The organism is Bradyrhizobium betae (assembly GCF_004123905.1).
Taxonomy (GTDB): Bacteria; Pseudomonadota; Alphaproteobacteria; order Rhizobiales; family Xanthobacteraceae; genus Bradyrhizobium; species Bradyrhizobium betae_A.
The window spans coordinates 475,415-487,745 of the sequence record NZ_MZXW01000050.1 but is presented as its reverse complement, the minus strand read 5'-3'; the positions used below and the strand labels follow the sequence as shown (position 1 = coordinate 487,745).

At 62.4% G+C, this 12,331-nt stretch carries 9 protein-coding genes; 3 read left to right on the top strand and 6 right to left on the bottom strand.

The annotated features are described in order from the left end of the window. The first annotated feature begins 8 nt into the window (after nucleotides 1-8). Nucleotides 9-674, top strand: a complete 666-nt coding sequence (locus B5V03_RS34820; protein ID WP_129274877.1) for an acetyltransferase — start codon at nucleotides 9-11, stop codon at nucleotides 672-674. A 12-nt stretch (nucleotides 675-686) separates the two neighbouring features. After that, nucleotides 687-1,613: a hypothetical protein gene (locus B5V03_RS34815; RefSeq protein ID WP_129274876.1), complete on the top strand. Its 927-nt coding sequence runs from the start codon at nucleotides 687-689 to the stop codon at nucleotides 1,611-1,613. A gap of 3 nt (nucleotides 1,614-1,616) precedes the next feature. On the opposite strand, the gene B5V03_RS34810 is transcribed toward B5V03_RS34815, so the two are convergent. Then, nucleotides 1,617-2,279 (bottom strand): class I SAM-dependent methyltransferase, encoded by a 663-nt coding sequence (locus B5V03_RS34810; protein WP_129274875.1) that lies wholly within the window; start codon nucleotides 2,277-2,279, stop codon nucleotides 1,617-1,619. Then, nucleotides 2,276-3,262, bottom strand: a complete 987-nt coding sequence (locus B5V03_RS34805; RefSeq protein WP_129274874.1) for a glycosyltransferase family 2 protein — start codon at nucleotides 3,260-3,262, stop codon at nucleotides 2,276-2,278. The genes B5V03_RS34810 and B5V03_RS34805 overlap by 4 nt, the downstream gene beginning before the upstream one ends. A gap of 508 nt (nucleotides 3,263-3,770) precedes the next feature. On the opposite strand from B5V03_RS34805, the gene B5V03_RS34800 reads away from it, so the two are divergent. Further along, nucleotides 3,771-4,964 carry a CaiB/BaiF CoA transferase family protein gene (locus B5V03_RS34800; RefSeq protein WP_129274873.1) on the top strand — a complete coding sequence of 398 codons (1,194 nt, stop codon included), beginning with the start codon at nucleotides 3,771-3,773 and terminating at the stop codon, nucleotides 4,962-4,964. Nucleotides 4,965-4,969: 5 nt separating this feature from the next. Here the strand turns inward: B5V03_RS34800 and B5V03_RS34795 are convergent, their stop codons facing one another. From B5V03_RS34795 to B5V03_RS34780, 4 genes are all read right to left on the bottom strand, one after another. Next, the gene (locus B5V03_RS34795) at nucleotides 4,970-6,481 is read right to left on the bottom strand and encodes a tripartite tricarboxylate transporter permease (protein WP_129274872.1); all 1,512 of its coding nucleotides are present in this window, start codon (nucleotides 6,479-6,481) and stop codon (nucleotides 4,970-4,972) included. Nucleotides 6,482-6,492: 11 nt separating this feature from the next. Next, the gene (locus tag B5V03_RS34790; RefSeq protein ID WP_129274871.1) at nucleotides 6,493-7,035 is read right to left on the bottom strand and encodes a tripartite tricarboxylate transporter TctB family protein; all 543 of its coding nucleotides are present in this window, start codon (nucleotides 7,033-7,035) and stop codon (nucleotides 6,493-6,495) included. 138 nt (nucleotides 7,036-7,173) lie between these two features. After that, nucleotides 7,174-8,148, bottom strand: a complete 975-nt coding sequence (locus B5V03_RS34785) for a Bug family tripartite tricarboxylate transporter substrate binding protein (protein ID WP_164988481.1) — start codon at nucleotides 8,146-8,148, stop codon at nucleotides 7,174-7,176. A gap of 220 nt (nucleotides 8,149-8,368) precedes the next feature. Continuing rightward, complete coding sequence (locus B5V03_RS34780; RefSeq protein ID WP_129274869.1) at nucleotides 8,369-12,283, bottom strand: beta strand repeat-containing protein; 3,915 nt, start codon at nucleotides 12,281-12,283, stop codon at nucleotides 8,369-8,371. Nucleotides 12,284-12,331 lie beyond the last annotated feature (48 nt).

The following is a 12,331-nucleotide window of genomic DNA, read 5'->3' as shown; positions in this document are numbered from 1 at the left end:
CGACACGCGTGAAGCAGCAGATCGTCATATTCGGCAACGGCGAGCTCGCCGAGCTTGCGGATTTTTACTTCACGCATGATTCCGAATTCGAAGTCGTGGGGTTCACCGTCGATAAGCCCTACCTTACTAGCCCCACGTTTCGCGGGCGACCTGTCGTGCCTTTCGAGGCTGTCGCAACGCATTTTCCCGCTGAGCATTATGGGCTCTTCGTGGCCGTCAGCTACTCGAATTTGAACGAACTGCGAGCTGCCAAGGTCGCAGCAGCACGTGACGCAGGTTATCAACTGGTTTCCTACGTCAGCAGCCGCGCGACGATATTCCCCGGCCTGAGCATCAAGGAGAATTGCTTCATCCTGGAAGACAACACGATCCAGCCCTTTGCGCAGATCGGAGCCAATGTAACCCTGTGGAGCGGCAACCATATAGGACATCATTCGGTAATCGAGGATGATGTTTTCCTCGCTTCCCACGTGGTGGTCTCGGGGGGAGCGAAGATCGGCAGGGGAAGCTTCGTCGGCGTCAACGTGACCTTGCGCGACCATATCTCGATTGGACAAAAATGTGTGCTGGGCGCCGGAGCGTTGATCCTGGAGGATCAACCCGACTTCTCGGTTGTTGCACCGCGCGGCACCGAACGTTCTCCCGTTCCGAGCACCCGGCTGCGTCGCATCTGAAGGAAGCGGCTCATGCGGTGGAGAAAACTCGGCCACATTTTTGTTGCGAGCGGCCACTCGGAATGGTCGCACAGTCACGCCATGCTTCCTATCGCAAAAAGCCTGGGCGACTATCGGTACAGGGTTTATTTTACGCCGCGTGATCGAAAGAAACGATCCAACGTGTCGTGGCTGGACATCGACGTCCGCGATCCAACTCGGATACTGCGCTTGGCGACCGATCCCCTCTTGTCGCCGGGCCCTCTCGGCGGCTTCGACGACAGCGGCGCGATCGGCTGCTGGATCGTAGAGCACCACGGAATTGAGCGGCTCTATTATCAAGGCTGGACGCTTGGAGTGACCGTAGGCTTCTATGCTGCGATCGGGGCTGCCGAGCGGCCGGCCGGCAGACTGGACCTCCCCTTTGAGCGCATCAGCTCTGGTCCGATCCTGGATCGTTGCATGCGGGAGCCCGTCTTCGTCGCCGACCCCGCCGTAATGGTGGAAGGTCAGACCTTTCGCATGTGGTATCAGTCCGGACGCAGTTGGACCTTGCAAGACGGCAGGGCGCTTCCCTCCTACGACATCCGTTATGCGGAGTCAGCCGACGGAATCCACTGGACTATCGAGGGCACGAACGCACTAACTTTCGAGCATCCAGGCGAAGTTGCGATCGCGCGCTTCTGTCCCCTGCGCGAAGCCGACGGCAGCTATAAGGCCTGGTACTCCTATCGCGGCAACGATTGGGGTTATCAGATCGGCTACGCAACCTCGCCTGATGGCCTGGCCTGGACTCGCCGAGACGCCCTTGCCGGAATCCACAACGATGCGGAAAGCTGGGAAGGCCCGATGATTTGCTACCCTTTCGTGTTCGATTCAGACATAGGTCGGCTGATGCTCTACAATGGCGGCCGGTACGGTGACGCCGGCTTCGGACTAGCCATACTCGAGCAGGACTGAGCATTACCCGACAGGGTGTCGAACGATGACCGTGAATTCGAACAGACCATAGTCCTGCAGCAGCGCGACGGACCGGCCAAAGCGCTTCAAGCAATGCGACAACATCTCGGCGGCATCCGCGTAATAGAGATGCGTCGCGCGACGTTCAGGATCGCTGGACAGGCTGAGAATATTGAATGCAAAGCCGCGGTTGCTCGAGGCTGCAAGAATGTCGATGGTCTGATGAACGTATTGCGTCCATGCCGCAACAGCCACACTTCCCCTGACGTTGAAGATGCCACTGGCAATAGCAAAGTCGGCTGGCTCCGACGGCTCACCGCCAACCCGCCAGCGACAACCTTGATCTCCATGAAGACGCAGAGCCTCCGCGATCATGCCCGGCACCACGTCGTAGCCCGTGAAGGCTCCGTGATATCCCTCGGCGCGGAGGAATCGGCAAAAATCCCCGTAACCGCAGCCCAGATCCAGTACGGAGGCTTCTCGATCGCCGTCCAAGAGACGCAGGAATTGGCGATGGCGCAGTTCGTGTGAGGCCATTCCGTTCCAATCCACACCTCTCGATGTCGGTCCGCAAGCTGCAAGCTTCGAGGAGTAGTAAGACGTCACTTGCCTGCGAATGACATCATGCTCGTGGGCAGACTCCGCGCCCTCGACATGATCGCTCATTGCACACCTCGACCAGTCTCATGCCTCTGGTCTCGCGGTATCACGTGGATGACGTTCTCGGCGACTTCAGCCCGGTAAATCTCTCGTATCGCGGTATAAGGACGCTGTTTGACCTCGACGAGTATGTCAGCGACATAGATGCCTATCGTGCCAAGAACGAGAGTTGTCACCCCTCCGAAAAACCAGATCGAAATGATCAGCGATGTGTAGCCGCTGACACCGATGCCGGAGGTGAAATAGCGGAAGAGATAATAGACGATCGTAAATAGCGACGTCACGAAGATCGCGGTGCCGCCATACATCACGTAGTACAGCAATCGCGTCGATGTGGTGGTGAGATGCTTGACCGCCATCTCCAGCCGCATGCGGAACGAATAGGTCGTCGGCGAGGTCGACAGCTTCCGGATCTGAAGCGGGACCTGGCGATAGCCCGCCAGCTGAAACAGGTTTCCGATCAGGAATTCGCGCTCCCCGTGCGCGACCAGCGTGCGCACATAGGCGCGGGTCATGAGCCGCGCCACCAGAACGTTGCGCGGCAGGGGCTGATCACCGAGCGCGTTGACGAGCGCGAAGAAGAGTTCGCCCGTGACGCGCTCGAACCAATGGCCACGCCGAACCTCCTGAACGCCGTACACCACGTCGCAATCGCCCTGTGAGAGCCGCTCGTGGAACCGCGTCAAGAGCTCCGGCTCTTCCTCCAGGTCACTATCGACCAGGAACACGAGATCGCCACTCGCCTGCGCAAGGCCGGTCATCAGCGCCTTATGGTGGCCGAAATTGCGCGACAGGTCGACCACCACAACCCGGGGGTCGGCCTGGTGCAGCGCTATGGCGCGCGCAAGGCTGTCGTCGGGCGAGCCGTCGTTCACCATCACCAGCTCAATGTCACCCGTGATCGGCTCGGCCGCCGCAATCACACGGCGATAGAACTCATCGACGGTCGCTGCCGAGCGATAGAGAGTGGTGACAATGGACAATTTCAATTGTCGTCCTTTCGGATGGTGCGGTGCGTCCAGGCCGACAGGACGGCGACATCCACAGGACCCCATCTGCTGCCCGGATTCAAGCGGCAGGCATGGAACGCGCGCGAGAGCCGAAACAAGTGTAGGCGATGCCGCTGGAGCGAATCAAGGGCTGGCCCAATGCCCCCGCGGGGCCGTATCGCTGGCCTGCCTCACATGGCGAGACAGACCATGCGCAGGCTCAGGTCACGAGATGCCAGCCACCGCGATTTTCATCGTATAGCCTTGGTCCTCGCCGCAAATCCACCACCTACGATACCGTCGGCGCTCAGGGCGTCCGACTTCGGAGCCGCGACAAATTTCAGCCTAGCAAAAATTAACACGCCATCATCCTGCGTTGTGAGCGGAAAGTTGCCTCTACTACAGGTCATGGCTGCTTTTTTGCAGTTCACGTGTACGCAATCGGCTCTTGAGCTAATGTGACATCTGAGAAAGAGATTGCCTTCCAATCTCCCCGCCGGAGTCCGCAATGCCCATCCCTCATGCCTCCGAAGCCCTGTCGCGCTTCACCGTGCTCGATCTGACCCGGGTCCGGTCCGGGCCGACCTGTGTGCGGCAGCTCGCGGACTGGGGCGCCACGGTGATCAAAATCGACGCGCTCACCGAGGATTCCGGCGGCGAGCAGCCGGGCGGACCGCGCCGGGGCTCCGACTTCCAGAATTTGCACCGTAACAAGCGGGCGATGACGCTGAACCTGAAGGACGCGCGCGGGCTTGCCGTGTTCAAGCGCCTCGCCGCTAAGGCCGACGTGGTGGTCGAGAACTTCCGGCCCGATGTCAAGAAAAAGCTGGGCATCGACTATGAGAGCCTCGCCGCGATCAACCCCGGTATCGTCTACGGCAGCATTTCCGGCTTCGGCCAGGACGGCCCCTACCACAAGCGGCCCGGTTTCGATCAGATCGCACAGGGCATGGGCGGGCTGATGTCGATCACCGGCGCGCCGGGCGAAGGGCCGATGCGGGTCGGCATTCCCGTCGCCGACCTCACCGCGGGCCTGTTCTGCGCCATGGGCATCCTCACCGCGCTGCTCGAGCGTGAGGTCTCGGGCAAGGGCCAGTGGGTGCAGACCTCGCTGCTCCAGGCCCAGATCTTCATGCTCGACTTCCAGGCCGCACGCTGGCTAATGGAGAAGGAGGTCGCCAAGCAGGCCGGCAACAACCATCCGACCAGCATCCCGACCGGCGTGTTCAAGACCTCGGACGGCTTCATCAACATCGCCACCACGGGCGGTCGGATCTGGGAGCGTTGCGCGCAAACGATCGGTGCCCCCGAGCTCTACAGCCATCCCGATTATGCGACGGCACCCAGCCGCTCCAAGAACCGCGACGCGCTCAACGCCGAAATCGAGAAGCGCACCCTGACGAAGTCGACCGAGACCTGGGTCCGCGAGTTCAACGACGCCGGTGTGCCCTGCGGGCCGATCTATGCGATCGACCAGATGTTCGATGACGCGCAGGTCAAACATCTCGGCATCGCACAGGACGTGCCGAACGGGGAGGATCGCCACATCCGTCTGGTCGGCCAGCCCGTGACGCTGTCGCGCACGCCAAGCAGGATGGTGGCGCGGCCGCCGGAATTCGGCGAGCAGACCGACGAGGTGTTGAAGGAGTTCGGCTTCGGCGCGGACGAGATCGCAGGGCTCAGAAACGCCAAGGTGGTGTGAGCGCCTCACGTCGCTCTGGTTCGTTGCGTCCATCCGACGCGGGCGAGCAAGCCGTCGATCACCGGCCAGAACAGCAGAACGATCGCCAGGGTTGTGATCGACCCGACCAGGCCGTTCGACCAGAACACTTTCAGGGTTCCGCCGGAGCCGATCATCGACAGGCGGAAGGCATCCTCGGCACGGTTGCCGAGCACGAGCGCCAGCGTGAAGGGCGCAAGCGGAATGCCGATCTTCTTGAAGACGTAGCCGACGACACCGAAGCCGAGCATCAGCCAGATGTCGAACATCGCGTTCTGGATCGCGTAGGCGCCGATCGCGCAGGACACCACGATCATCGGCGCCACCGCCGCGAAGGGCACACGCAGGATCGAGGCGAAGATCGGCACCGTCGTCAGCACCAGCACGAGGCCGACGACATTGCCGAGATACATCGAAGCGATCAGGCCCCAGACGAAGTCCTTGTGCTCGACGAACAGCAGCGGGCCCGGATTGAGTCCCCACACCATCAGGCCGCCAAGCAGGATCGCGGCGGTGCCGGAGCCGGGAATGCCGAGCGCGAGCATCGGCAGCAGCGCCGCGGTGCCGGAGGCGTGGGCCGCCGTTTCCGGCGCGAACACGCCCTCGATGCGGCCCTTGCCAAAACTCTCGGGATCCTTCGAAAAGCGCTTGGCGAGATTGTAGCCCATGAAGGAGGCTGCGATCGCGCCGCCCGGGGTGATGCCGAGCCAGCAGCCGATGAAGGAGGAGCGCAGCAGCGTCACCCAATATTTCGGCAGGTCCTTCCACACATTCAGCACGACTCGCAGCGAGATGCTCGCGGCGTGCCCACGCAGCGCCAGCCGTTCCTCCATCGTCAGCAGGATCTCGCTGATGCCGAACAGGCCGATCACGGCGACGAGGAAATTGATGCCACGCAACAGCTCGGACGAGCCGAAGGTCATGCGCAGATTGCCCGACACCGTGTCCATGCCGATGCCGGCGAGCAGAAGGCCGAGCGACATCGAGATGACAGTCTTGTGCTTGGCTTCGCGGCCGAGGCCGACGAAGGAGCAGAAGGTCAAGAGATACACCGCGAAGAACTCGGGCGGGCCGAACTTCAGCGCAAAGGACGAGATCATCGGCGCGAGGAAGGTGATCAAGAGCACCGCGACCAGCGAGCCGATGAAGGAGGAGGTGAACGCCGCGGTCAGTGCCTCCGCCGCCCTGCCCTGCTGCGCCATCGGATAGCCGTCGAACGTGGTCGCGACCGACCAGGCTTCGCCGGGAATGTTGAACAGGATCGAGGTGATCGCGCCGCCGAACAGCGCGCCCCAATAGATACAAGACAGCATCACGATCGCCGAGGTCGGATCCATCGTGAAGGTCAGCGGCAGCAGGATCGCAACGCCGTTGGGGCCGCCGAGCCCGGGCAGCACGCCAACGAAAATGCCGAGCACCAGCCCAACCATCATCAGCACGAGCGTCTTCCACGTCAGCAGGACGGCGAAGCCGTGAAGCAAGAGACCGAGAGCTTCCATCGCAGGTCCGCCTAATGGCCGAAGGCCGCTTCGAACGGCCCCTTCGGCATGATGACGTCGAAGGCGATGTCGAAGGTGACGAACATGATCGCCGTGAACACAAAAGCGGTGAGCAGTGACTTCCACAGCGCGATCTTGCCGACGAGGCGCATGAAGCCGGCGATCAGCAGGAAGCTCGCGATATAGAGACCGAGGAACTGCGTCACCCCGCAGAACAGCAGCGTCGGCACGAACACCGCCATCACGCGGCGCGCCTGCGCGCGCGTGACGAAGGTCTCTGCCGCCTTGCGGTGTGCAACCAGTGCCGCGATCAGGCCGTAGAGGCTGCCGCCGCCGAGGATGATGGAGAGATAGAACGGGAAGTAGCCGGGCTCGGGCCCGGTTGCGTCCCAGGACGCGCCGGTGCGCCAATTGTCGTAGCCGAGCGTGATGGCCAGTGCGAGCAGCAGCAGACAGACGAATATCTCCACCGTGCCGGAGGAGACGACGGAGGGCGAGTCGTCTTCAGGCGCGGTCGGATCGTCGACGACGATTTCAAGATCGGTTTGGGACATGAGCTCTGCAAGATCAAATTGCGCTGTCATCATCCGCGAAAGCGGATGATCCAGTACGCCGTGCAGAAGCCGTCTTTCGTCGAGTTCTGTGCAATACTGGATGCCCCGCCTTCGCGGGGCATGACGCGGTGGATGTGGTCACTTCGCGACGAATCCGGCTTCCGTCATCAGCGATTTGTTGATGGCATCGTCCTCCTCGAGGAATTGCACCATATCCTTGCCGGTGAGGAAGATCGGCTTCAATGCCTGTTTCTCCATGTAGTCCTTGTATTCCGTGGTCTGTGTCACCTTGTGGAACAGCTCGACATAGAACGCCTGCTGCTCCGGCGTGACCTTGCCGGGCAGGAACATCGCGCGCAGCATCAGGTACTGGACGTCGACGCCCTCCTCCTTGCAGGTCGGGATGTCGGCCCAGGATTGCGTGTCCGTCACCTTGCTGGTGTAGGAGATGCGCTCCTTGTCGAACACGCAGAGCGGACGCACCTGGCCGGCGCGCCAGACCTCGAGATTTTCGGACGGGTTGTTGACGTTGGATTCGGTGTGGTTACCGACGAGCTGGGTCGCGGCCTCGCCGCCGGACTTGTAGGGCAGATAGGAGAACTTTGCGCCGGTCTTCTGCTCCAGGAACACGGTCAGCACGTGATCTTCGCGCTTGGAACCGGTGCCGCCCATCTTGAACGGCGCGCTCGCAGCCTTCGCGGCGGCGACGAACTCCTTCACCGTCTTGGGACCCTCGCTGTTGTCCCAGAGCACGAACTGGTCGAGCGCGATCACCGAGACCGGTGTGAGCTCACGCCAATTGAACGGGATCTTCGCCGACAGCGGCAGCATGTAGATCAGCGAATAGGCAATCAGCACCTTGTTCGGGTCGCCTTCGCTGGACTTCATGTACATCAGCGCTTCCGCGCCCGACGCCCCGCCCTTCAGCGAGACCACCATCGGCTGCTTCATCAGATTGTTCTTCTGGATCGCGGCCTGCATCATCCGCGCCATCTGGTCGGAGGCGCCGCCGGCGCCCGCCGCCACCACGATCTCAACGGGCTTCGTCGGCTCCCAGCCGGCAAAAGCCGGCGTGCCGCAAAGCGCGGCTGCCAGCGTCATTGCGGCCCTCATTCCATGTCTCACGCGCATCTTCCCTATGTTCTTGTTTGGATTGGCAATTCGCGATGTCGAGCGGACTGCATTGTGCGGGCGATCGCCGGTCAGTTCAAGCCGGCCCGGCGCCGCACCGCTTATGACTTTGGAATGAGACCGATTGCAAGCACGGCCGCCCCGCAAAAAAGCGCGGGCCCCTTGCGGAGCCCGCGCCACTCGCAAGCAGGTGCCAGCCGGGTTACACCAGCAGGATGTCGTGCGGGTTGATCACCGCACCGGCCTGGACGACCACAACCGCGACCGCCGAGCCTTGCGTGCCATCCGCGCTGAAATAGAGCGTCTGGTTGCCGCTATCGAAATGGAATTCGGCCGCACCGGAGAAGGTGTTGTCGGCCGAGGTCTCGAATGTCGATGTCACGTCCATGCCCGCCGTCAGGCCGCCACCAAAACTGTTCGCAGAGATGGCGATGCGGTCGTGCTCGGTGGTGTTGTTGAAGTCCGTGATCTGGCCGGGCGCGGTCGGCGGCTGAAGAAACGCGAACACATCGTTGCCGCTGCCGCCGGTCATGACATGGCCGGAAGCGGTCCCGATCAGGACGTCGTTGCCGCCTCCGCCATTCAAGGCCTCAGTCCCGTTGGTGGCGACGATGATGTCGTCGCCGCTCGTCCCGTTCAGCACCGAGGCGCTGGCGGCGTTGTTGATCACGGTAGCGGTCGCGGTGTTGGAGGACGTCGTCATCCCGTCCGAGGCTGTGTAGTCGAACGAGCCGCCGGCCGTTGCGTCGTCGGTGAAGAACGCAAAGCCGAAAGCTGCGCCGGCGCTGCCGCCGGAGCTCGACGTGACGGCCCCGAGCGCGTGGCTGTCCGTCGTGTCGGGATCGGTGTCGTTCAGCGCCAAGGCCCAGGCCGCAATGGCAACTGATCCGCCTGCTCCCGCATCCGTCACCACAGTCTCGCTGACCGCAGTCGGCGCGTCGTTGGTGCCGTCGATGGTAACGGTGACATCCTGAATGACGGTGCCACCGTGACCGTCGTCGACCGTGACGAAATAATCCTGGGTCAGCGTTTGCCCCTGCGCCAGGAACTGGATGTCGGCATTGTTCACCGTGAAGTGCCAACCGACCGAGCCCGCCCCGCCGGACTCGCTGACCGGATCGAGCGAGAACGTACCGACATAATTGCTATCCGCGGGCACGAAGCTGGCCGTGTGCGTATCGGTCGTCTCGGCGTCGGAGAATGAGAACGAGCCTGACGTGGACTCGGTCGCCGGCCCCGTCGCCGGGCTGACATTCACGGAATCGAGGATCATGCCATCCGTGAAGTCGTTGTAGCTAAATTGCAATGTGGAGGTGGACAGCACCGGGTCGCCGGTCACGTCGAATGCATAGTGATGAATGCCCGGCGAGACGCCGGTCGACATCAGCGTGATACCGTCCCAGATCACCGAAAATGGCGTGCTGGCCTGTTCGGGATCGCCGATGAGGTCGAAGCTGAGGAAATAGTGCTGGCCGGGCGTGGTCGCTATGGCCTGGGAGAGCGTCTCGTCGACGTCAGTCGGGGCAAGCTGCACCGAATAATGGCCGAAGCTGCCGCCGAGCTCATATTGCAGAACGTGGATATGCGACCCGCTGACACTCCAGCCCGTGAGATTGCCGGTCTCGAAATCGCCGTTGACGATCGAGGTAGGCCCCGCGTCCTCGGTGACCGATCCGCTCGCATTGGCCGCGGTGATGACGGGATAGTCGTTGGTGCCTGCGATGTTGAAGGTCATCGTCGTCGTGGCCTGATGGCCCTGACCGTCGTCGACGGTGAAGCTGAAGACGTCGCTGACATTGTCGCCGGCCTGGAGCGGATCGACCGAGGCGTCGGCGTAATAGGCGTAGCTGCCGTCCGAATTGAGCAGCAGCGAACCATGGGCGCCAGCGACCATCGCGCCGACATTGGCGGCGCTGCCGTTCACCTCCGAGATGGTCCGCGGCGTAGACAGGTCGATCGGATGGCTCACGTCGGAGATCGCGCCGCTGGCAAGCACGGTGCCGGTGTCGGGCGCCGCGGTGTCGGACGTCTCCACCGTGACCGGTGTCACCAGCAGCGGGTCCGAGGCGCCGTTGATCGTGACCGTCACCGTCTGGGTCGAGGTCGTGCTGCCGTCGGCGACGATGACGTCATATTGCACGGTGAGCGTCTCACCGGGGCTGAGGAAGTCGAGGTCGCCGTCCCGGATCGAGAATGTCCAGTCGAGACTGCCCGTGCCCGTTCCGGTCGAATCGTGCAAGGCCGTGGTGAGCGCATTCTGGAGGTCGGCCAGCGTATCCGGTGGTACGAAGCTCGGATCGAACGACCACACCGCGGAGTTCAGCACGACGCTGACGGAGTGAACGTCCGACAGGTCGACGTCGTTGAAGCTCAGCGTCCCCGTCGGCACCGGGCTCGTCGTGTCCATCGCATTCGATCCGGTCACGCCGGCCTGCTCGGACAGCGAAGCCGACCCCGGTCCGCCGGTCATCGTAACAGCATCGTTGGCGCCGGTGATGACGACGGAGACGGTCTGCGTCGAGCTGGTCGAGCCGTCGGCGACCTTGACGTTGTAGTTCACCGTCAGTGTTTCGTTGGCCGCGAGATAATCGAGGTCCTTATCCGGAATCGCGAAATTCCAGTCGATGCTGCCGGTACCGGTGCCCGTGGAATCGTGCAGCACAGTGGTCAGCGCCGCGGCGAGATCGGCCTGCGTCGCCGCCGGCGGCGTCGGCCCGGAGCTCGAATCCAGCGTAACCGTCACCGTATGGGTGTCGTTGGTGTCCTGGTCGGTGAAAGCGAGCGTGCCGGCGGGTATCGTCGGCGTCGTGTCGGGCGCTGACGAACCCGTGGTGGCGTCCTGCTCGACCACGGTGGAGGATTCTGCCCCGCTCGTGATCACGACCGGATGGTTGACGCCGAGGATGGTGATGGTGACGTCCTGGGTGGTGGAGCCGCCATGACCGTCGTCGACCGCAACGTGATAGACGAGCTTGAGCGTCTCGCCGCCGTTGAGGAAATTCGCCGATGAATTGGGGAACGCGAAATTCCAGTCGACTTCGCCGATCACATGCCCGGTCGAATCCTGGAGCGAGGTGCCGAACGCCGCCAGCAATTGCGCATTGGTCAGGGGTATCGCGCCGCCGCCCGAGCGCGTCGCGGTGACCGTCGTCGAGACGGTATGCGCATCGGCGAGATCGACGTCGGCGAAGAGCAGGCTGTCATGCGCGGTGAGATTGCCGGTCGGGCTGACATTTTGATCTTCGACGAGCGCAGCCGATTCCGGGCACGACAGGTACACCGGCTTGTCGTTGGTGCCGACCACGGTGACCATGACGGTCTGGGTCGAGACGCCGCCGGCATGGTCGTCGAGCTGCACCGTGTAGGTGATGTCGAGATGCTGGCCCGCGGCAAGATAGTCGAAGGCAAGATCGGGCGCGGAGAAGGTGGTGTTGATGGTGCCGGCCGAGGAGCCTGACGCCTTGACGACGTTGTCGACGTGATAAAACGACATCAACTCTGCATCGCCGAGCGAACCCGGCAACAGGCCCGCGGTGGCGCCGGAGGCGGAGACGCCGATCACGGTTGCGGTATGGCCGGTGTTGGCGAGGTCGTCGTCGGTGAAATTGAGCGCGACATGAACCGTGTCAGGCGAGAGCGACAGCGTCTGGTTGGTCTGCTCGGTGACGGTCGCGGCGGTCGTCATGTTGATCACGGGCTTGTCGTCGGTGCCGGTGACGGTGATCTTGACCGTCTGGATCGCATAGCCGCCGTGGTTGTCGGAGACCTTGACGTCGTAAGTCAGGACCAGCGTCTGGTTCTTGGCGAGGAAATCGAAATCCTCGTCCTGGTCGCTAAAGCTCCATTTGAGCTGACCGTTGCCGTTTGAATCGCTCAGGATTTGCGATTGCATCGCGGCCTGGAAATGCGCAAGCGAGGCCGCAGGGACGATTGTTCCGCCGGAGACCACCGCGGAATGCAGCGTCGCGGTCGTCGTATGGGTGTCGGTCTTGTCGCTGTCCTTGAAACTCATGGTTCCCGACAGCGTGTGCAGCGTGGTTGAATCGGTGAGGTTGGCGAATTCGGTGAAGCTGCCCGTCGCGGAAGACGAGGTGAAAACCGGCGTATGATTGGTCATGAAAAATCCCTGCCTGCGTTGCCATGAAGGCGCCGCCGCATGGGGCGC